General features: G+C 63.6%; 12 protein-coding genes. 5 read left to right on the plus strand and 7 right to left on the minus strand.

The features are described from left to right. Nucleotides 1-26: 26 nt before the first annotated feature. Nucleotides 27-1091 carry a 3-deoxy-7-phosphoheptulonate synthase AroG gene (aroG, locus tag AC07VI_RS10265; RefSeq protein ID WP_086146852.1) on the minus strand — a complete coding sequence of 355 codons (1065 nt, stop codon included), beginning with the start codon at nucleotides 1089-1091 and terminating at the stop codon, nucleotides 27-29. A 497-nt stretch (nucleotides 1092-1588) separates the two neighbouring features. Between aroG and AC07VI_RS10270 the strand changes: the two genes are divergently transcribed. Beyond that, nucleotides 1589-4435, plus strand: coding sequence for a TonB-dependent receptor (locus AC07VI_RS10270; RefSeq protein ID WP_492992722.1), 2847 nt, complete (start codon nucleotides 1589-1591; stop codon nucleotides 4433-4435). A 171-nt stretch (nucleotides 4436-4606) separates the two neighbouring features. Here AC07VI_RS10270 and tldD read toward each other — a convergent pair whose 3' ends face one another. Genes tldD through AC07VI_RS10285 form a run of 3 tightly spaced genes read right to left on the minus strand, consistent with a single transcriptional unit; the run spans nucleotide 4607 to nucleotide 11086 of the window. Then, on the minus strand, nucleotides 4607-6067 hold the full coding sequence (gene tldD, locus AC07VI_RS10275; RefSeq protein ID WP_086146834.1) for a metalloprotease TldD: 1461 nt from the start codon (nucleotides 6065-6067) through the stop codon (nucleotides 4607-4609). Nucleotides 6068-6091: 24 nt separating this feature from the next. After that, the gene (locus AC07VI_RS10280; RefSeq protein WP_086146835.1) at nucleotides 6092-6892 is read right to left on the minus strand and encodes a carbon-nitrogen hydrolase family protein; all 801 of its coding nucleotides are present in this window, start codon (nucleotides 6890-6892) and stop codon (nucleotides 6092-6094) included. Nucleotides 6893-6928: 36 nt separating this feature from the next. Further along, nucleotides 6929-11086, minus strand: coding sequence for a YhdP family protein (locus tag AC07VI_RS10285; RefSeq protein ID WP_492992719.1), 4158 nt, complete (start codon nucleotides 11084-11086; stop codon nucleotides 6929-6931). 285 nt (nucleotides 11087-11371) lie between these two features. Between AC07VI_RS10285 and glnE the strand changes: the two genes are divergently transcribed. The 4 genes from glnE to AC07VI_RS10305 all read left to right on the plus strand — a co-directional run bounded on the left by glnE (nucleotide 11372) and on the right by AC07VI_RS10305 (nucleotide 15835). Next, the gene (gene glnE, locus AC07VI_RS10290) at nucleotides 11372-14128 is read left to right on the plus strand and encodes a bifunctional [glutamate--ammonia ligase]-adenylyl-L-tyrosine phosphorylase/[glutamate--ammonia-ligase] adenylyltransferase (protein WP_086146836.1); all 2757 of its coding nucleotides are present in this window, start codon (nucleotides 11372-11374) and stop codon (nucleotides 14126-14128) included. A gap of 99 nt (nucleotides 14129-14227) precedes the next feature. After that, on the plus strand, nucleotides 14228-14704 hold the full coding sequence (locus tag AC07VI_RS10295; RefSeq protein WP_086146837.1) for a cache domain-containing protein: 477 nt from the start codon (nucleotides 14228-14230) through the stop codon (nucleotides 14702-14704). A gap of 27 nt (nucleotides 14705-14731) precedes the next feature. Beyond that, nucleotides 14732-15508 carry a YoaK family protein gene (locus AC07VI_RS10300; RefSeq protein WP_086146838.1) on the plus strand — a complete coding sequence of 259 codons (777 nt, stop codon included), beginning with the start codon at nucleotides 14732-14734 and terminating at the stop codon, nucleotides 15506-15508. 138 nt (nucleotides 15509-15646) lie between these two features. After that, nucleotides 15647-15835 (plus strand): hypothetical protein, encoded by a 189-nt coding sequence (locus AC07VI_RS10305; RefSeq protein ID WP_086146839.1) that lies wholly within the window; start codon nucleotides 15647-15649, stop codon nucleotides 15833-15835. A 67-nt stretch (nucleotides 15836-15902) separates the two neighbouring features. Here the strand turns inward: AC07VI_RS10305 and gap are convergent, their stop codons facing one another. The 3 genes from gap to AC07VI_RS10320 form a co-directional block, all read right to left on the minus strand. Then, nucleotides 15903-16913 carry a type I glyceraldehyde-3-phosphate dehydrogenase gene (gap, locus tag AC07VI_RS10310; protein WP_010395244.1) on the minus strand — a complete coding sequence of 337 codons (1011 nt, stop codon included), beginning with the start codon at nucleotides 16911-16913 and terminating at the stop codon, nucleotides 15903-15905. A gap of 78 nt (nucleotides 16914-16991) precedes the next feature. After that, complete coding sequence (gene tkt, locus AC07VI_RS10315; RefSeq protein ID WP_492992716.1) at nucleotides 16992-18989, minus strand: transketolase; 1998 nt, start codon at nucleotides 18987-18989, stop codon at nucleotides 16992-16994. 243 nt (nucleotides 18990-19232) lie between these two features. After that, entirely contained in the window at nucleotides 19233-21971 is a 2739-nt protein-coding gene (locus AC07VI_RS10320) for a TonB-dependent receptor (RefSeq protein ID WP_086146841.1), read from the minus strand. Between the last annotated feature and the right edge of the window lie 526 nt (nucleotides 21972-22497).

Below are 22497 nucleotides of genomic sequence, written 5' to 3' on the forward strand. Positions count from 1 at the left end.
GGCTTTTTTTCATGCTGCGCGCCACCCTATTCCGCGTCGCCCTGCAAGCGGCGCTGCTTCACGGCCGCCGCCAGGTTTTCCAGCACGGCCACGCTGGCGCTCCAGTCGATGCAGCCGTCCGTGACGGATTGGCCATAGATCAATTCCTTGCCCGGGATCAAATCCTGGCGCCCTGCCACCAGGTGCGACTCCACCATCACGCCAACGATGCGGCCATCGCCGCCCGCCACCTGGCTGGCGATGTCGGCGCACACGGGGATCTGGTTTTCCGGTTTTTTCGAGCTGTTCGCGTGCGAGGCGTCGATCATCAGGCGCGCCGCCAGGCCCTGCGCCGCGATGGCCTTGCAGGCCTCGTCCACGCTGGCCGCGTCATAGTTCGGCGTTTTGCCGCCGCGCAAGATGATATGGCAATCCTCGTTGCCGTTGGTCGACACGATGGCCGAGTGGCCGCCCTTCGTGACGGAGAGGAAATGGTGCGGCTGCGAAGCGGCCTTGATGGCTTCCACGGCAATTTTGACATTGCCATCCGTGCCATTCTTGAAGCCGACCGGGCACGACAGTCCCGATGCCAGCTCGCGGTGCACCTGCGATTCCGTCGTGCGCGCGCCGATGGCGCCCCAGCTGATCAGGTCGGCGATGTATTGCGGGCTGATCACGTCGAGGAACTCGGTGCCGGCCGGCAAGCCCAGCTCATTGATATCGCGCAACAGTTCGCGCGCCATGCGCAAGCCGTCGTTGATGCGGAAGCTGTTGTCCATGTACGGATCGTTGATCAGGCCCTTCCAGCCCACCGTGGTGCGCGGCTTCTCGAAGTAGACGCGCATGACGATTTCCAGTTCGCCCGCAAAACGCGCGCGTTCCTTGACCAGCAGGCGCGCATATTCCATGGCCGCCTTGGTGTCGTGGATCGAGCAAGGCCCGATCACCACCATCAGGCGGTCATCCTGGCCGTGCAGGATGCGATGCAGGGCGATACGGGCGCTGGCGGCGGTCTGTTCGGCTTGCTCCGAGCAGGCAAATTCGCGGATCAGGTGGGACGGCGGAGTCAATTCCTTCATTTCGCGAATACGCAAATCATCTGTGCGGGGCATCATTTTCTCCAAAATTTAAGGAAGGGTAAAACATCTGGGTAAAAAAAAACCGCCATCAGTGGCGGTTTTTCAGAATTTGCTGGGATCTCGTTTTGCTGCTACGTGAACCGACCGCTACTCCACCGCCTTTGGGTTGGAATTGCTAAAGTAAAAATACGCGGTAAAAAAGTGGCGAGCGAACATGCGATTCATCCGTAAGTGATGAACGACTATAAACCTAAATTGCAAGGGTTGGCAAGCATATTTGTCGGCAAAGCCGCATGCCGCTGCCGTTTTACACTGCAAAGTGGGGGAAAAAGCATAAAAAGTTGCGCGCCGTTTATCCCGCAAGCGTGCGCCAGCGCTGTGTCCGTCGTGGCGCACGCGCCACGCAAGCCCCTTTGCGGCGGCGGCAAGCGACACACTACTGATCAAGATCTAATCCCGGGCAGACCGGACGGACAAGACTCAAGAGTGCATCGACGACCTTTGTGTGCTTGACCTTTCCGGAGAACAACATGACCCCTAGACCTTCCTTACACCCCGCCGCCTTTGCGCCGCCACGCCTGGGCCTGGCCCTGGCGGGCGCACTGCTGAGCCTGCCCGTGCTGGCGCAGGACGCCGCCCCGATTGCCCGCGTGGAAATCACCGGCTCCAACATCCGCCGCGCGCAGGCGGAAACGGCATCGGCCGTGCAAACCCTGAACGCGGCCGACATTGAAAAATCGGGCAAGTCCAGCGTGGCCGAACTGCTGCAGACCCTGGCCGTCGACAACCAGGGCTCCGTCCCCACCACCTTCGGCAACGGCTTTGCCGCCGGTGCTTCCGGCGTGTCGCTGCGCGGCTTGGGCACGGCCTCGACCCTGGTGCTGCTCAATGGCCGCCGCGTGGCGCCGTACGGCCTGGCCGACGACGGCCAGAAGGTGTTCGCCGACCTGAACATCATTCCCCTGGAAGCGGTGGAACGGGTGGAAATCCTCAAGGATGGCGCCTCGGCCATCTACGGCTCGGACGCCATCGCCGGCGTGGTCAACGTGATCCTGCGGCGCGACTACCAGGGCACGGCCATCAAGGGCAACTACGGCAAGACCAAGGACTGGGACGGGCGCGACGCGCGCGCGGCCATCACGCATGGCTTCGGCAACATCGACAGCGACCGCTACAACGTGCTGCTGAACCTCGAATACAGCGAAAAGGCCGCCATCTGGAACCGCGACCGGGCCGGACGGGGCGCCGTCGGCCGCAGCGACTTGCGCGACCTGGGTTTCAGCGCGCAGGAGTCCCTGAGCGGCGCCGGCGCCATCACCACCAACAACGCGGCCGGCAGCGCCGTCAACGGCAACGTGCGCAACCCCGACACGCTCGACTACTACAACCGTGGCAACCTGGCCGGCGTGGGTTTTACGCGCACCTTTCCCGGCGCCGCCTGCGGCAACTTCACCAGCCATCCGCAAGGCGACCCGGGCGGCGGCTGCCTGACCGATGCAGCGCAGCAATACGGCCAGATCCAGCCCAAGCAAAAAAACATCAACTTCTTTGGCCGCGGCGCGTGGCAGCTGACGCCGGCCCTGCAGACGTACGCCGAGCTGAATCTGTATCACAGTGAATCGAACTCGGCCACCACGCCATCGACCGTCAGCGGCTCGGTGGGTTTCCCTGGCGGTCCCGTCAGCAACGCCGGCGTGGCGCTGGGCGCCGAGCATCCGGACAACCCGTATTTCGGCACGGCGGCGCGGCTGCGCTACCTGGCGGCCGATGTGGGGCCGCGCCTGTCCGAGGTCGATTCCACCTTCACGCGTTTTGTCGCCGGCATCAAGGGCACCGTGGCGGGCTGGGATATCGACAGCGCGCTGCTGTACTCGCAAAACAAGGTTTCGAACAAGCTCGACGGCTACCTGCAGCGCGACGTGGTCTTCGCCCTGCTCAACCCCACCGCCGCCAATGTGGCGGCCGCCAGCGCAAATCCCGCCTATGCCGCCCTGCCCGCCGGCAGCCTGTGGCGCATCGCGGAAAACGCCAGCCTCAATTCAGCGGCCCTGTACGCGGCCCTGTCGCCGCGCATCTCCAACGACGCCAGGACGCACATTGCGCAGATCGACTTCAAGGCCAACCGCGAAATGGGCAAGCTCGAGGGCGGCGCACTGGGCGTGGCCGTGGGCGTCGAACTGCGCCACGAAGCGACGGAACTCAAGCCCACCACGGGCACGGAGCGGGGCAATATCATCGGCCTCGGCTACTCGGCCTACAAGGGCAGCCGCGACGCCTCGGCCATTTATGCGGAAGTGCTGGCGCCCGTGCTGAAGACCCTGGAACTGTCGGGCGCCCTGCGCGCCGACCATTTCACCGACGTGGGCAACTCCTACACGCCGAAAGTGGGCGTGAAATGGACGCCCGTGCGCGAACTGGCCCTGCGCGGCACCTTCGCCAAGGGTTTCCGCGCCCCCAGCGCGGCGGAAAACGGCGTCGGCGGCCTGGCCGCATTTTCCACCGCCAGCGATCCCCTGCGCTGTGCGCTGGGCGTGGAAGCGGCCTGCGATCCCGCGCCGATCGCCGTCATCACCTCGCCCAATCCGCGCCTCTCGCCCGAGCGCTCGCGCAGCTATTCCGTGGGCGCCGTGTGGGACCCGCTGCCGCGCACCAGCATTTCCCTTGATCTGTGGCAAATCCGTCGCAAGAATGAAATCAACCAGGAGCAAACGGACGCGGCCATTGCTGCCGGCAGCGTGGCGCGCGACCCGTCGACGGCCACCGCCATCCCCGGCGATCCGGGCGCCATCACGGCCGTGCTGGCCAGCTATGTGAATTCCGCGCAAACGACGGTGCGCGGCCTCGACGTCGACGCCCGCCAGCGCTTCAACCTGGGCAGCGACTACGGCAACCTGGTGTTCGACCTGAAGTGGACGCATTTGTACAAATGGCTGCGCACGGAACAGGATGGCACGCAGCGCGATTTTTCCGGCACGCATGGCAATTGCGATGTATCAAACTGCATGGGCACGCCGGCCGACCGCATCAACCTGGGCGCCACCTGGGAGCGCCAGAACTGGCGCGTGTCGCTCAACGTCAATTACCGCGCCCACCTCGACAACGTGCTGTTCAAGCATGACCCGGACGGCTGCGCCACGCACTTTGCCGACGGCACGGACGCGCCGCGTGGCTGCCGCATCGCTTCGTTCACCTCGATGGACCTGACGGCCCGCTGGCTGGCCACGCCCAAGCTGGAAGTATTTGCTACAGTGCAAAATCTGTTCGACAAGATCGCCCCGCTCGACCCGCTCACGTATGGTGCGACGGGCTATAACCCGCTCGATTACGCGGGCGCGGCGGGGCGCTTCATCAGTGCGGGGGTGAAATACAAATTCTGAGAAATCCAGCAGCTTTGTCGGCACGGCCGCTGGTCTTGGCATGCTGGTGGTGTCGGGTTACGCGCTTTGCGCTAACCCGACCTACGCGAGCGCCATCTTAGAAAAAAGTAGGTCGGATGAGCCCTGAGGGCGTCATCCGACAATCGCGTTGGCCTCACAGTGCCCAAAAAATCAGGCCGTGCCGCCGACCGTGATGCCATCAAGGCGCAAGGTCGGCTGCCCCACGCCCACGGGCACGCTTTGTCCCTCCTTGCCGCACACGCCCACGCCCGAATCGAGGCGCATGTCGTTGCCGATCATGGAGACGCGGTTGAGCACGTCCGGGCCATTGCCGATCAGGGTCGCGCCCTTCACCGGGTAACTGAGCCTGCCATTTTCGATCATGTACGCCTCGCTGGCCGAGAAGACGAACTTGCCGTTGGTAATGTCGACCTGGCCGCCGCCGAAGTTGACGGCATACAAGCCATTTTTCACGGAAGCAAGAATTTCACCCGGATCCCTGTCGCCGCCCAGCATATACGTGTTCGTCATGCGCGGCATGGGCAGGTGGGCGAACGATTCGCGGCGCGCATTGCCCGTCACGGGCATCTTCATCAGGCGCGCATTCATGGTGTCCTGGATGTAACCCTTGAGAATACCGTCCTCGATCAGGGTCGTGCACTGCGTGGGGTTGCCCTCGTCATCGATATTCAGCGAGCCGCGGCGGCCCGCCAGGGTGCCGTCGTCGACCACGGTGACGCCCCTGGCGGCCACGCGCTCGCCGATGCGCCCCGAAAACGCGGACGAGCCCTTGCGGTTGAAATCGCCCTCCAGGCCGTGGCCGATGGCTTCATGCAGCAGGATGCCGGGCCAGCCCGGCCCCAGCACGATGGTCATGGGGCCGGCCGGCGCCGGGCGCGCTTCCAGGTTGACCAGCGCCGAATTGACGGCGTCCGCCGCATATTGTTCCAGCACGGCATCGCTGAAATAGTCATAGCTGAAACGCCCGCCGCCGCCGGCCGAGCCCGTTTCGCGGCGGCCGTTCTGCTCGGCGATGACCGTCACCGACACGCGCACCAGCGGACGGATGTCGGCCGCCAGCACGCCGTCGCTGCGCAGCACCAGCACCACGTCGTATTCGCCGGCCAGGCCCGCCATCACCTGCACCACGCGCGGATCTTTCGCGCGGGCCATCTTTTCCACGCGTTCGAGCAATTGCACCTTGGCCGTGGCGTCCAGCGAGGCGAGCGGGTCATCGGGCAGGTACAGCGAGCGCCCGCCCTGCGCAAGCGTCCGGCCCGCCACCTTGACCTTGCCGGCGCCCATGCGCGCGATGCTGCGCGTGGCGGCCGCCGCTTCCAGCAGGGCCCGCTCTGAAATATCGTCGGAATAGGCAAAGGCCGTCTTGTCGCCGGACACGGCGCGCACGCCTACGCCCTGGTCGATGGAAAAACTGCCGGTCTTGACGATGCCCTCTTCCAGGCTCCAGCCTTCGCTCCTGGTCGACTGGAAGTACAGATCGGCATAATCGACCTTGTGCGTAAACATCGTGCCCAGCGCTTTCAACAGCTTGTCTTCGTCCAGGCCGAACGGCGTGAGCAGGATGTCGCGCGCCACGGCCAGGCTGGACAGATTGGGTTCAAATGGAATCATGGCTATCTTTTCTCAACATTCAATTTACATCGTCCGATGGCTTAGCGCTGGCAGCGATTCGCGCACGCCGGCCAAAAACACCAGGTCGATCCCGCCGCTGACCACGCCCTCGCCTTCGGGCAGCACGGCCTTCACTTCGCCCCAGGGGTCGATCAGCATGCTGTGGCCCCAGGTGCGGCGGCCGTTCGGATGCAGGCCGCCCTGCGCCGAGGCCAGCACATAGCACTGGTTTTCGATGGCGCGCGCGCGCAGCAGCACTTCCCAGTGGGCGCTGCCCGTCGTGTGGGTAAACGCGGCCGGCACGACGATCAATGCGCAATCGCCCATGGCGCGGTACAGTTCCGGGAAGCGCAAGTCGTAGCAGACGGACAGGCCGACGCGGCCGAACGGCGTCTCGATGGCGCGCACTTGCGCACCCGCCACGATGGTGCGCGATTCATTGTAGGATTCGGCGCCGCGCGTAAAGCCGAACAGGTGGATCTTGTCGTAGCGGCCGGCCGGCTGGCCTTGCGGGTCGTACACGAGCGTGGTGTTGAGCACTTTGCCTTCCTGGTCAGAGCTCAGGGGCAAGGTGCCGCCGATCAGCCAGATGCCGTGCTGGCGCGCCATCCGCGCCATGCCATCCTGGATGGGGCCGCTTCCGGGCTGTTCCGCGTGGGCCAGCTTGTCCGTTTCCTGCCTGCCCATGATGGCCCAGTATTCGGGCAACACAACCAGTTCGGCCCCGCCGGCGGCCGCCTGCGCCACCAGGCGCTGCGCCGTGGCCAGGTTGTCCGCCACGGAAGGCGAGGAAATCATTTGTATTGCTGCAACTGTATGCATCATTTCACCTCTTGTACATTCGACCTTGCCGAATGGCACTTATTTCGCCACGGCATCGCTCGCCGCCGCTGCAGGCATGGCGACAGGCTCCAATTTACCACCATCGAGCTTGGTCACCACGGGCGCCTTCCACGGCCCCGCGATCCGCATGTGGTAAGTGAGCGCCTTCATCACGGGCGCGCGCAGGAACAGCTGCGCCAGGAAGCTGCCCAGGCCGATGACGGGGTTGACGGCCAGTGCATACACGAGGGGTCCCGTGCCCAGGTTGAATTCGGGGATCACCACCACATGCAGATTCGTCGTTTCATTGGCGATATCGGCCGTGCCATCCATCAGCACGGTGGCCGCCACGCCGTGCATTTTCAGGTTATCGGTAGTTACCACGCCGCGCTTGATGCTGGCATTGGCCGTGATGCCGTCGAAGGCCAGGCCTTCCGAAAACACGTCGTGGAAATCGAGTTTCAGCAAGCGGGGCAAGGCTTGCAGGCTCAGCACGCCCAGCAGCTTGGCCGCGCCCGGATCCTGCTTGAGGAACTGGCCCGACTCCACGTTCATTTCGATCTGTCCCGACAAGGTGGGGATGTCCAGCGAATACGGCAAGCCATTCCAGGCGATATCGCCGCTCAGGCGGCCCTTGCCGCGACGCACCGTATCGGCAAAGCCGAAGCGGTCCAGCAACTTGCCCGCGTCGACGATGTCGAGGCCGAATCGCAGGCTGGTCGTGCTTTGCCCATCCTTGATGACCCATTTGCCGCTGCCGCTCAGGGCGCCGTCGGCGTTCGATAATTGCAGCTTGCCCACGCGCCACTCGCGCCCGGCGGCCGCCATGGTGTTATAGGCCTGCAACTCCAGCCGGCCGATCTTCTTGTTGAACAGCTCGAACTGCTCGGCGACGATATCGAGCGAAGGGATGGACTGGGCGCCGCTCTTGCCTTCGAGCAGATTTTTCACGTCATTGGCGGCCGATTCCGGAATGATCAGCGATGACAGTCTGGCCGTCATCTTGCCCAGGCCGGACGGCGTTTCCAGCCATGTCACATAGCCCGACACTTGTTTCGCATCAATATTGGCTTGCCACACATCCTTCTGGTGGGTGGCGCCCACGACCACGTTTTCCAGCTTGCGCTCACCCAGCATCAGTTCGCTGGCACGGGCCGCCATCATGTCCGGCACCACGTATTGCGCAATATCGGGCGCCTCGTCGGCGCCGCCGTCGGCGGACGCCGCGCCGCTGCCGGCGATTTCGCTGCCGGCAGCGATCCAGCTGTCCACGTCCAGCGTCTTCATATTCACGTTGAGCATCATGCCGCTGTCGGGCTCGGGCGCCGGCGCGTTCACGCCGATGCCGCCGCGCACCAGGCGCCACGCGTCCTTGCCCTGCTTCTGGCGCTGGTAGCGGGCGGCGATGCCGGCACCGAGCGCGATGCGGATATCGTCCGTGCGCAGGCCCGCGCCATTGGCCGCGTTGCCCGTCAGGGTAAATTTCACGGGCAGGCTGTCGGCCGCCGGTTTTTTCAGGGGGGCGGGGAAATCCAGGCCCAGCCCCGTCAACGGCGACTCCACATTGACGACCACCTGGTGGTCGCGCGCCGTGATCAGGCCGTTGTAGCGGGCGCCGCCGCTCAAATGTTTCGCCAGGCGCTGCAGCACGGGCGCCGGATACGTCTTGCGCAAGCCGTCGACGGTCATGTTGCCGGCGATTTTCACCTGGATGGAATTGTCGGGCTGGCTGCCGCCCGAAATGGCCAGCGGCCCGCCCAGCAGGCTGCCATTCAAGCCATTCAGGTTGACGCCCTTTTCATTGAACTCGATCTTGCCCTGCGTGCCCAGCACGGGCGGCATGTCGTGGAACAGCACCACGTCGTTGCCCGCCAGTTGCAGGCTGCCCTGCACGGTCGCTTCCAGCATGCGCTCGATGGGCAAATGCAATTTCAGCGCCAGCCTGGCGTTGCCCGTGGCTGTCGTTTCATCGGTGAAATGCTCGATCCAGCCCAGCACGGGGCTGGCCGTCACGTACTTGAGGAATTCCTGCATGGGGCCGGCAGCGCTGCCCTCGATATCGAGCAGGGTGTCGAAGACGGTCAGGTCGGGGATCACGGCTTTGACATTCGTCAATGCCACGCCGCCCGTGGTGGCCGTGTCGCCGCGGATTTCCATGCGCGCCCGCTCGAAGACGAAGCTGCCCTTGATCTTTTCCGCCTGCGGCCACAGCGGCGCCTTGCCCGCCTGCGGCCCGTTTTCCGCGAATTCGCCGGGAGCGTAGTTCAGCTTGCCATTCTCGAGCTTGCCGGCCACGCGGAATTCGCCGCGGCTGCGCTGGGCCGGAGTATCGGCCTTGAACGGAAAATGTTCGAGTTCGCCCCGCAAGCGCAGGCTGGCGTCGCGCGCCACGCCGCCTTCCAGCGCGCCCGTCAGCCAGTGGCGCAGGTGCTCGGGCGTCTGCACGGGCAGGTAGCGGCCGATGGTGTTGATTTCAAAATTGTCGATGGACCCCGTCAAGTCCACCTGCCCCAGGTTCTTGCCGTCGAGCGGCATGCGGTGCGTGCCGTGCAAGGCCACGCGCAAGCCCTGTTGATTGAAATCAAGCTTGTCCAGCGCGACCTGCAGCATATTGTCCGCTTCGAAGGTCCAGCGCGCCTGCATCGCGAATTGCTCGAATGGCAAGGCCGGTTCGCTCAGGTAGGAAGGGAACTGCAGCACCAGGTCCTGCGCATCGATATGGATGCTGCCGCCCTTGTCGCTGGCGTCGATGCTGCCGCTCAAGTGGTCGAAACCGGGGATGGCGGGGGCGGCGGCCTGCGCGGGGCTGGTCGCCGTCTTCGCCACGGCCAGGCGCGCCGGCTGGGCATCGAGACCCAGTTCGATGAGCTTGCCGCGCAGGCGGTAGCTGGCGGGCGTCGCCATGTCTCCCTCCCATTGCGCGGAAAAATCCTGCAGGCGGCCGCGCGGCGCCAGGGCGTCGAGGCGCTGGCGCTGCTGCGCGCCCAAGGGCAATTTGTCGGCCAGTGCGGCCAGGGTCTGCAAATCGAGGGACTGGGCCGTGACTTCCGTCTGCGCCGGCTTGCGCCTGGTGGCGGCGACATAGCGTTCGGACAGCGTCGTCGGCGGCAGGCTGAGGCCATCGCGTGTTTCCAGCGCGAAATTCGTCAACGCCACCTGATGGCCGTTCGCGCCAAACGTCGGCTTGCCGGACGGCACCTCCACCGACAGGTCTTCTTTCGCGGAAATACGCCCGCTGGCCGTCAGCAGGTCGAGCGGGGCGATATGTGCACCCAGCTGCGCCTGCACATCGGTCAGGCTCACGTCGGCCGTGAAGCCGGCCAGGCGCGCATGATCCAGGCTCAGCCAGGCACGCAGGGCGCCCTTGCCCTGGCTCAATTCAAATGGATAGTCGAGATAGCTGCGCCAGGCGGCCAGGTCGGCGTTTTTCAGGTCCGCATACAGCTCGCCCCGCCACATCGACACGTCCGAGATGCGCGTGCTGAAAGGCGGATGCATGAAGTGAGCGCGCACATCGATGGGCGCGGCCAGGCTGGCCGGCGGCGTCGCCTGCAAACCCAGGCGGTGGCTGCGCCAGCGATTGCGCAGCAGGAGGTTGACCTGTGTCAAAGCAAGCTCGGGTGTGCCGCGCGCCTCGTCCGTCCAGCGCACCTTGCCGTCGCGGATGACGATGTCGTGCTGCGACAGCAGCCAGTCGGCGCCCTTGCCATCGCTGCCTTGCGTGTTGTCGACCAGCACGCCGGCCACGTACAGCTTGCCATCCTTGCTGCGCCGCACATCGAGGTCGGGCCGCGTGATTTCCAGCGATTCGAAACGCACGGAACCGAGCACGCTCCACCACGACACGGTGGCCGACACGCTCGGCAGGCTCAGCGCCTGGCGGCCCGCCTGGTCGCGCAGGGTCACGTCGCCGAGGAACAGATTCGGCCGCACGCCGTGCCAGGAGGCGTAAATGCGCGCGATACTGACGGGATTGCCCAGCGCGCGGCTGGCCGCCCGTTCGATATCGCCCTTGTAGTAATCGATATTCGGCAGGATGGCGTAGCGCAGGAACAGGAACAGGACGGCGAAGACGAAATACGCGAGCAGCACGCCTTTGATGGCAAAGCCCAGCACGTGGTGGGTGGCCAGGTTGGCCAGGCGATAGGCGGCACGCAGCCGCTGCCAGCGCAGAGCCAATGGCACATGTTCTGTCACGCTTGCTTCTGGCGGTTTTTGCATCAATACGCTAATAAACTGGCCCGGCACCAAATAATGGCAAAAATCGTCTGAATTCGTGGGGTAGCGGCGCGTCCGAATCGTGCGCGCCTGCATCCTTGCGCTTGCGTCTGAACAAAGCCTCCCTTACCATCGTCCGGGAGGTCGCGCAAACTGCCAGGCAGCATTATCGCCTGCAGCACAATTTTACCGCATCCCCCGCCGTTCGCATCCAAGTTAAACAAGAACCATGCACGCAGCATCCACGAGACACTGACCGACACCATGAGCCAAACGCCTTTGATTTCCGCCTCCCGTTTCTACCAGCGCTGGCTGGACGCCGCCCCCGAGCGCGCCGCGCAGGTAGCGCAACTGGTGCGCGCGCCGCTGGACGGGCTCGACTTTGCCGCCGAGTTGGCCGCCCAGGCGCACGCCGCCACGCCGCCGCTGCCCGCGGAACGGGCCATGCGCCGCCTGCGCAACCTGCTCGTCTGCGGCCTGATCGCGCGCGATCTGGCAGGCCAGGCGGACTTGAACGAAGTCGTCACGGCCATGACGGGCTTCGCCGATTTCGCCATCCGCACGCATGTGGACGCCATCATGGCCGAGATGGTGGCCCTGCACGGCGTGCCTGTCGGCGAGGAATCGGGCCAGGAACAGGCATTGATGGTGTTGGCGATGGGCAAGCAAGGCGGCGGCGAGCTCAACGTCTCGTCCGACATCGACCTGATCTTCGTCTACCCGGAAGACGGCGACACGCGCGTGAGCGAGCCGGGTCAGCGCAGCCTGTCCAACCATGAATTTTTCATTCGCATGGGCAAGAAGCTGATCGCTGCCCTGGCCGAGATCACGCAGGACGGTTTTACTTTCCGCGTCGACATGGCTTTGCGGCCGAACGGCAACTCGGGGCCGCTGGCCGCCAGCCTGGGCATGGTCGAGCAATACCTGATCGTGCAGGGCCGCGAATGGGAGCGCTACGCCTGGGTCAAGGCGCGCGCCGTGACGGGCAAGCCCGAGGACATCGCCGCGCTCGACGCCATCGTGCGCCCTTTCGTCTTCCGCCGCTACCTCGATTTCGGCGTCATCGACGCCATCCGCACCATGCACGGCCAGATCCGCGCCGAGGTCAACCGCCAGGAGCGGCTGCACCCGGACCGCAGCAACAACGTCAAGCTGGGCCGCGGCGGCATCCGCGAAATCGAATTTCTCGCGCAAGTGTTTCAATTGATACGCGGCGGGCGCGACGCCGAGCTGCGCGACCGTTCCACGCGCGCCACCCTGCGCACGGTGGCGGACAAGGGCTTGCTGGAAGGGGCCATCGTGGAACAGTTGCTCAATTCATACACTTTCCTGCGCAACCTGGAACATCGGCTGCAGTATCTTGATGATGCGCAAACCCACACCCTGCCCGCCAGCGACGCCGACCGCCTGACCGTGGCGCAGATGATGGGCTTGCCCGACACGGCCACCCTGCTGGCCCGGCTGGAAGCGCACCGCGTGTTTGTCGCCGCTCAATTCGACGAAATGTTCAGCGACAAGAGCAACGGCGCGCCGCCGGCCGACACGGGCATCGACCCGCAAACCTCGAACGACTGCGCCGCCTCGGACCAGCAGGAAGCCATCGAAGCCCGCTTTGCCGCGCTGGGCTTTGACGAGCCGGCCGCCTGCGCGCGGCGCTTGCTGGCCACGTGGCAGGCGCCGCGCCTGCAATCGCTGCCCGAGGCAAGCCGCACGCGCCTGGTGGCCCTCGTCAATTCCGCCCTGCCCCTGATCGCCGACTGCTCCGTCACCTCAGGCAAGGCCAGCCAGCTGGCCACGCTGGGACGCCTGCTCGATTTCCTGGAAGCCATCGCGCGGCGCTCGGCCTATCTGTCATTATTGACAGAATATCCACACACGCTGGAACGCGTCGTGCGCATGGTGTGCGCCAGCGGCTGGGCCGCCACCTTCCTCACGCAGCACCCTATCCTGCTCGACGAACTGTTAGACGAGCGCATCCGCAACACGGTGCCCGATCCGGCCGCGCTGGCGCTGGACCTGCAGCGCCAGCTCGACGACGCGCCCGGCGACACGGAGCGGCAGATGGATATCCTGCGCGAAATGCACCACGCGCAACTGTTCCAGTGCCTGGCGCAAGACCTGGCGGGCGACCTCAGCGTGGAAAAACTGGCCGACTACCTGTCGCAACTGGCCGACATCATCGTCGCCGCCACCGTGCAAGCCGTCTGGCAAACGTTGCCGACACGCCACCGCGACGTGCCGAAATTCGCCGTCATCGCGTATGGCAAGCTGGGCGGCAAGGAACTCGGCTATGTCTCCGACCTGGACGTCATCTTCCTGTTCGACGACGACGATCAGGACGCGCCGGGCCTGTATGCCAAGCTGGCGCAGCGTTTCATTACCTGGATGACCTCGCACACCTCGGCCGGCATCCTGTTCGACATCGACATCGCCCTGCGCCCCGACGGCGCCTCGGGCATGCTCGTTTCCAGCGTACAGGCGTTCGAGCGCTACCAGGGCAGCGCGGCCTGGGTATGGGAACACCAGGCGCTCACGCGCGCGCGCTTCTGCGCGGGCGACGTCAGCATCGGCAAGCACTTCGAGCGCATCCGCGACACGATCTTGCGCAAGGAAAGACCGGAAAACGGCCCGCTCAAGGGTGAAGTCGTGGCCATGCGCAAGAAGATGCTCGACGCCCATCCGCCCCGCCCCGACAGCTTTGATCTGAAACAAGATCCGGGCGGCATGATCGACATCGAATTCATGGTGCAATACCTGGTGCTGCAGCATGCGGCGCAATATCCGCAGCTGACGGCCAACTCGGGCAATATCGCCCTGCTGCGCCTATGCGGCGAACTGGGGCTGATCGACGCGCAACTGGCGGCCCTGGTCGCCGATGCCTACCGCGCCTTGCGCAAGCTCCAGCATCAATTGCGCCTGCAGGGCCAGGACCTGGCCCGGGTGGCGCCGGAGCGCGTGCGTGCGCATGCGGACAATGTGATGCGCCTGTGGCACACGATCTTTCCCGCAACGATTGCATAAGCCCGGCGGCGGCGTATGATACGTACAGGCAACTCCACTTCCAAGTAGTGCCGTAGAACAGGCCGCGCCGGGGTTGCCTATCATCCCAGGAGACAGCGTATGAAGACTAGTGTAAAAACGGGCATCAATGCCCTCGTTGCCAGTTTCATCATCTGCGCCATGCCGGCAGCGGCATGGGCCGCCCCCAGAGGCAGCGCGGACGAAGCCATCGCCATGACCAAGCGCGCCGTGGCCATGATCAAGGCCGATGGCAAGGAAAAAGCCTTTGCCGCCATTGCCGATCCCGCCAACACCAGCTTCCATGACCGCGACCTGTACATTTATGTGTACGACATGAACGGCGTCACCCTGGCGCACGGCAACAATCCCAAGATGGTCGGCAAGAACCTGATCGACCTGAAGGACAATGAAGGCAAGGCCGTCATCAAGTCGCTGATCGCCACGGCCAGCACGCCGGCCGGACGCGGCTGGGTAGACTTCAAGTGGCCCAATCCGCTGACCAAGGTGGTCGAACAAAAATCCGGCTACATCGAACGGGTCGACAATATGATCGTCGGTTCCGGCATCTATAAATAAGCCACGGCAAGAGGAAACCGCACCCGCATGCCGCTCCACTACCTGTCCCGCCTGAGCGGATCGGCGCGCGATACGCAAGCCAACCTGCAGCTGGGCTGCGTGCTGGCGCTGGTGGCCGGCGCCGTCAACGCGGGCGGTTTTCTCGCCATCGGCGGCTATACCTCGCACATGACGGGCATCGTCTCGGGCATGGCCGACGACCTGGCACTGGGCAACGTGACCGTGGCGCTGGCCGCGCTGGGCGCCTGGCTGGCCTTCGTCAGCGGCGCGGCCGTCACGGCCATCATGGTGAACTGGGGCAAGCGGCGGCGCCTGCACAGCCAGTTCGCCGCCAGCCTGCTGCTGGAAGCGGCCCTGTTATTGCTGTTCGGCCTGGCGGGCAACTACCTGGCCGCCATGCCGGACGTGCTGGGTCCCGTCACCATCTTGCTGCTATGCTTTGTGATGGGTTTGCAAAACGCCATCATCACCAAGATTTCCGGCGCCGTCATCCGCACCACCCACGTCACGGGCCTGTCGACCGACATCGGCATCGAACTGGGCAAGATGGCGTATTACAACCGCAGGCAATTGCCGGACCGCGTGGTGAAGGTCAACCGGGGCAAGCTGAGGACGCACTGCCTCTTGATCAGCTGCTTCTTCATCGGCGGCGTCAGCGGCGCGCTGGCTTTCAAGCATATCGGCTTTCCCGCCGCCACCATCATTCTTGCCGGCGTGCTGTCCCTGCTGTCCGGCGTGCCCGTGCTGCGCGACTTGCGCCTGCTGTGGCGCTTCTACCGGCGCCGGCTGCGCATCTTGCGTTAGTGAAAATATTTTTCTTTGTAGCAACAATCGACTGGCTTTAGTGCTAATATTTTTCTGCGCCTGGCCGGTTCACCATGCCTGCCCTGGCGGCCTTTTGATACGACACCCTACCGTTGTCCAATTCTGAAAGCGAGAAAAATGACTTCCATCAAAAAAGCCCTGTTTGTCTTTGCCGCCGCCGTCGGCATCGCCGCCTCGTTCTCCAGCAGCGCCGCCGTGCGCGCGTGGATTCCGTCGGAAAACTGCGACTACATTCTCAGCATGTGCCACCAGGGCGTCGAGGCGTCGTGCGAGCAATGGCGCAACCAGTGCGAACCTAAAGAGTAAGCGCAGGCAACAGACGAAAAAAAACGCCCAGGCAACTACCTGGGCGTTTTTCTTATGCGGTCAACAATTACTTGGCCGACATCAGTGCAACGGTGGTGTCCAGCATGCGGTTCGAGAAACCCCACTCGTTGTCATACCACGACGATACTTTCACCAGGCGGCCCGACACTTTGGTCAGGGTCGAATCGAAGTTCGACGAAGCCGGGTTGTGGTTGAAGTCGATCGATACCAGCGGTTCGGTCTGGTACGTCAGGATGCCTTCCAGCGCGCCTTCCGACGCCGCTTTCATCAGCGCGTTGACTTCTTCCACGGTGGTGTCGCGCTTGGCGATGAAGGACAGGTCGACCAGCGACACGTTGATGGTCGGCACGCGGATGGCGAAGCCGTCCAGCTTGCCATTCAGCTCAGGCAGCACCAGGCCCACGGCGGCAGCGGCGCCCGTCTTGGTCGGGATCATGCTCATGGTGGCCGAACGGGCGCGGCGCAGGTCTTCATGCATCACGTCGGACAGCACCTGGTCGTTGGTGTAGGCGTGCACGGTGGTCATCAGGCCCGTTTCGATGCCGATGGCGTCGTTCAGTGGCTTGACCAGCGGTGCCAGGCAGTTGGTGGTGCACGAAGCGTTCGAGATGACGGTGTCGGTCGATTTCAGCACGGAGTGGTTGACGCCGAACACGACGGTCGCGTCGACGTCCTTGCCGCCTGGCGCCGAGATGATGACTTTTTTCGCGCCGCCCTTCAAGTGAGCCGAAGCTTTCTCTTTGGTGGTGAAGAAGCCCGTGCATTCCAGCACGACGTCCACGCCCAGCTCGCCCCATGGGATTTCAGCCGGATTGCGCTGTGCAAATACGCGGATCGGATCGCCATTGACGATCATGTTGTCGCCTTCGACGGTGACCGTGCCCGGGAACTTGCCGTGCGCGGTGTCGTAGCGGGTCAGGTGGGCATTCGACTTGGCGTCGCCCAGGTCGTTGATGGCAACGATCTGGATATCCTGTTTCTTGCCGCCTTCGTAGAAAGCGCGCAACACATTACGGCCGATGCGGCCGTAGCCATTGATTGCAACTTTGATCGTCATACTCTGCTCCTGATTAAAAAAAAAGGTATCAGCACAGCCCCCCGGCATTACCTTGCCGGGGTCTGCTCAAAATCAATATTAGCCAGCGATAACGGCTTTAACCTTGGCTACGACGTTCTCGACCGTGAAGCCGAAGTGCTTGAACAGTACGCCGGCCGGGGCCGATTCGCCGAAGGTATCGATACCGACGACGGCGCCTTCCAGGCCCACATACTTGTACCAGAAGCTGGTCACGCCCGCCTCGATGGCCACGCGCGGCACGCCCTTCGTCAGCACGCTGGCCTTGTAGGCGGCGTCCTGGCGGTCATACACGTCGGTCGACGGCATCGACACGACGCGCACATTGATGCCTTCCGAGGCCAGCGCGCTGGCGGCGGCGACGGCCAGTTCCACTTCGGAACCGGTGGCGATCAGGATCGCCTTGGCATCGGCCACGTCGTTCAGCACATAGCCGCCGCGGAAGATGTTGTCGATCTGTTCGGCGCTACGCTCCTGGTACGGCAGGTTCTGGCGCGAGAAGATCAGGGTCGACGGGCCATCCTTGCGGCGCACGGCGGCACCCCAGGCTGCAGCCGACTCGACGGTGTCGCATGGACGCCAGTTGTCCAGGTTCGGGATCAGGCGCATCGACGAGACGTGCTCGACCGATTGGTGCGTCGGGCCGTCTTCGCCCAGGCCGATCGAATCGTGGGTAAACACGAAGATCGAACGCAGCTTCATCAGGGCGGCCATGCGCAGCGCATTGCGGCTGTAGTCGGAAAACGTCAGGAACGTGGCGCCGAACGGGATGTAGCCGCCGTGCAAGGTGATGCCGTTCATGATGGCGCTCATGCCGAATTCGCGCACGCCGTAGTTGATATGATTGCCAGGCTGGCCCGAACGCACGGCCACGCATTCTTTCCAGTTGGTCAGGTTCGAACCGGTCAGGTCGGCCGAGCCGCCGAGGAATTCCGGCAGGGATGAAGCCAGCGCCTGGATGGCGTTCTGGCTGGCCTTGCGGGTGGCGATGTTTTCTTTCTTTTCCACGCAGGAAGCGATGGCGGCGCTCAGGGCCGCTTCGAATGCCTGTGGCAGTTCGCCCTGCATGCGGCGCGACAGTTCAGCGGCTTGCTGCGGGAATTCGCGGCCGTAGGCGACGAAACGCTCGTTCCAGTCCGCTTCCAGCAGGGCGCCCTGTTTCTTGGCGTCCCACGCGGCGTACACGTCGGCCGGCATCTCGAACGGCGCGGCGTCCCAGCCGATGTATTCGCGCACGGCGGCGATTTCCTTGTCGCCCAGCGCGGCGCCGTGGACCTTGTCGCCGCCCTGCAGGTTCGGCGAACCCTTGCCGATGATGGTCTTGCAGCAGATCAAGGTTGGCTTGCTGGCGGTCTTGGCGGCGGCGATGGCGGCAGCCACGGCGGCCACGTCATGGCCGTCGACGGCGCGGATGACGTTCCAGCCGTAGGCTTCGAAGCGCGCCGGGGTGTCGTCCGTGAACCAGCCTTCCACTTTACCGTCGATGGAAATGCCGTTGTCATCGTACAGGGCGATCAGCTTGTTCAAGCCCAGGGTGCCGGCCAGCGCGCACACTTCGTGCGAAATACCTTCCATCAGGCAACCATCGCCGACGAAGGCGTAGGTGTAATGGTTGACGATGTCGTGGCCAGGCTTGTTGAATTCAGCGGCCAGCAATTGCTCCGACAGGGCCATGCCGACGGCGTTGGCGATGCCCTGGCCCAGCGGGCCGGTGGTCGTTTCCACGCCTGGCGTGATATCGACTTCCGGGTGGCCCGGGGTTTTCGAATGCATCTGGCGGAAGGCCTTGATGTCATCCATCGACAGGTCGTAGCCGGTCAGGTGCAGCAGCGCATAGTGCAGCATGGAGCCGTGGCCGTTCGACAACAGGAAACGGTCGCGGTTCTGCCATTTCGGGTTCGCGGGATTGTGGCGATAGTGACCACTCCACAGGGCGACTGCGATCTCGGCCATGCCCATCGGCATGCCTGGATGGCCGGAATTGGCCTTTTGTACAGCGTCCATTGCCAGTGCGCGGATCGCATTGGCCATTTTGGTAGTCGGGAGCGTAGTTGTCATGATGGTGTGGGTCAGTCGCGAGTTTGGAATTCGTTTGCAGCGCAGCTGGGCGCAGTCAGAGCTATGTATTTTACCAGACCAACAAGGGGAAAAATCAAACCGCGCAACGCCGCCGCCGCAGCTTGTGCCACTTGCGCCCGGCAGGGGCGAAAAAAAACCGGGCCAGGCCCGGTTTTTCGCGACGTACGCCGCTGCGGAGCGCGCCGCAAATCGGCCCGCCCCACCCGTCAATCTACCCTCACGTCATTTGAAGGAGTACGACGCCGACACGTAGATGTAGCGGCCACGCGGATTGCCGTAGGCGGTATCGTAGCCGATGTTCGACGATGGATCGAACGCCGGCGCACGGTCGAACACGTTATTGACGCCGCCACGCAGCACCAGGTTCTTGAAGCCGCTGTAGGACAGCGAGGCGTCAACCAGGGTCGCGCTCGGGATCATCAGGCCGTTCGCGTACTCATCGTAGTAAAGGTTGATCGTCGCCGACGGTGTCCGGTCCACGTGGTAATGCGAGGTGAAGTTGGCGCTCGTCGTCGCCGCCCAGGCACCGCGGTCCCAATTGACACCCAGCTTGGCCAGCAGCTTAGGATAGCCGTATTCACCGGCCTCGCAGGCCGTGTTGTTGGCGCAATTGATCGCCGGATCGTCAGGCAGCAGCGTGCGGTTGTAGGACAGTGTGTAGCTCGCCTCGCCGAACACCTTGAAACGCCCCATCTCGGCCGTGCGCAGCGTGTACGACGCTTCGGCATCCAGACCGTCGGTGACGACCTTGCTGCGGTTGATCAGGCCAACCTGCAGCTGCTTCAGGCGGCCTACCAACGGACCCAGCGTCGCGCGCTGGGCGGCGCTCAGCGCGTTGTATTTCTCTTGGTCTTCCGCCGTCACGGCGTAGCGCGTGACGGCGTCCTTGTACTGACCATCCTCGCCCGCCAACACGGTTTCATTGTCAAGATTCTCGACCCGATCGTTCCACTTGATGTTCCAGTAGGTTAAACCCAGCGTCAGGTTCTTGATCGGTTCGGCGACCACGCCCAGGTTGAACTGCTTCGATTTTTCGGGCTTCAAATCCTTCGTGCCGGACAGCAGAGACAGCGCCGAACCGCTGCAAGCGATGTCAAAATACGCGTCACCGACGATGCAACGCTTCGGATCCTTGGTCGCGACGAAACCGCCGCGGCCTTCGTTAAAGCGCTGCGACAGCGTCGGCGCGCGGAAACCGGTGCTGTAGCTGGTGCGGAACATCAAGGTCGGCAAGGCGGTCCAGCGCAGGCCAAGCTTCGGGTTGGTGGTACCGCCAGCCAACTGGTAGCGATCATAGCGGACGGCCGCCTGCGCTTCCAGGTTTTTCAGCAGCGGCAAGGCCAACTCGCCGAACACGGCGCCGAGCGACTCAGAACCGTCGATGCCGCGCAGGGTCGAATAGATGCCGATCGCGCCATCGCGCCAGGCCTGCGACGGATCGTAGCTGAGCTTCTCGCGCTTGTACTCGGCACCGACGGCCACACCGATCTTGCCACCGGGCAATTGGCCAAATTCGCTGGAAGCAGTCACCTTGGCAAAGTCCGTCGAGGACTTGGTCTTGGTGTACTGGTCGGCCGTCAGTTCGTTGATGATCTGCTCCGAATTATGATTGCCGCCGAAGGGGTTGAACTTGCCCTGCGCCAGGTAACTCTGCAATTTATCGTGCATGAAGGAGCCGTACACGCGCGTTTCGCCCTTCTCCTGGCTGTGGCCCACAGACACGGTCCAATCCCAGTTGGCTGCGCGGCCGGTGGCGCCGCCGACCAGCCAGGTGGTGTCAACATTGGTGCCCGTCCCCCCCTCGGCGGCAGGGAAGAGGCGGCGGATCGTGACCGGCACGCCGTAGGTGTTGAAGGGGTTGTTCGCCGCCACACGCAGCACGCTGGAGCGGTCGGCATTTTGGATCCAGGCCGGCGAACCCTGGATGCGCGTGTCGAAGTGGTTGTAAAACAGATTGGCGAACAGCGACACATCCGGCGTCAAATCCCAGTTCGCCGTGACCGCGCCGCCGTAGCGCGTGGACGGGCGCACCAGGTCGATCGACTCAGCGGCGGCATACATGCAGGAGCTGCGATTCGGCGCAGCCACCCATTCCGGCGCATCCGGATAGGGCTTGCTGTGGGCCGCGTCGCACTCCGGATCGGGCATGCGCTGCGAACCGCCCAGCGATATGGTGCCTGGATCGCGGCCCTTGGCGCCGTACACGCCCCCCTGATACAGGCCGCCCTTGTGGCCGGTGAAATCGGTACTGTTCGCCCAATCGCGGTCGACGCCGTGGATGGCCTTGGTTTTTTCGTACGAGGCCGAATAAGTCACGTTGAATTTCTGTGCGTCACGGTCGCCGAAGCCGCCGGACACGGACACCTTATGGTTTTGCCCGTCACCATAGGTAGTCGAACCGGTGCTGGCGTCGAGGGTCAAGCCCTGGTAATCCTTGCGCAGGATGAAGTTGATGACGCCGCCGACGGCATCGGTGCCGTAGATGGCCGAGGCGCCGTCCTTGAGCACATCGATGCGCTCGATGGCCGACAGCGGAATGGCGTTCAGATCGACCGAGGTCTGGCCGCTGTACTCGTCCGAACCGGACGCCGGCAGGCGATAGCCGTTCAACAGGATGAGGGTCGGCAGACCGCGCAGCGAGACGCTGGTGGCGCCGTTTCGGAAGGAACCCGATGTCGCCAGCTCACCGCCGTTACCGCCCGCAGAAGTCAGGTTGCGCATCAGATCCAGCACCGACGTCGCGCCCGAACGGGCAATCGATTCGCGCGTCATCACGGTGATCGGGGAAATACCTTCGGCTTCGATGCGTTTGATACTCGAACCGGTGATTTCGACGCGCTGCACCTTAGGCACCGGCGCATCGACCGCGTCCTGCGCGTGCACGCTCATCGTTGCGACGCCAGCGAACGCGGCCAACGCCAATCTCACCACCTGCACACTCTTTTTTTCGCGAAACATCATAACTTATTCCTTTTCGTGATCCCTGATAAGCGATTAGTTTGTATTTTTATAATCACTTAAATCTCGCGTGGTCTTGCGAAAAACTGCAAGACCCCTCCCGTTACAGCGACAGTGCCATGCTTTTTCAACCAATTTAAGCTGGCCGCAACGCGCCCAGGGTCATAGGCCCAGGCATTGAAACGTGCGGCGTCTCCCCATACCATACCGAATCACATCACGGACGATACTGCCGGAAACAATTGATGTCGTTCAACACAACTTGTATAGTCATCAAACCACGCTAAAAGTATCACTGTCAATAATGCAATGATTTACGAAATCAAAAAACAACATTTCGTTTTTAGTCAGCTTGTTATCGTCAGCTTGTTATCTCCACGCAATTTCCCGCCCCGGATGCGCCGCGCGCAGGCCCGGCGGCAAGAATTTCACCCGGCCGCGCGCAGCGGCACTAAAATTGCACCCTCGAGTCGCAGCCGCGCGCGCCCTACCCGCGCGCGGCGCGGCACCTCCCATTGATTCTCTCCGC

It is taken from the genome of Janthinobacterium sp. GW821-FHT03A03, assembly GCF_059421435.1.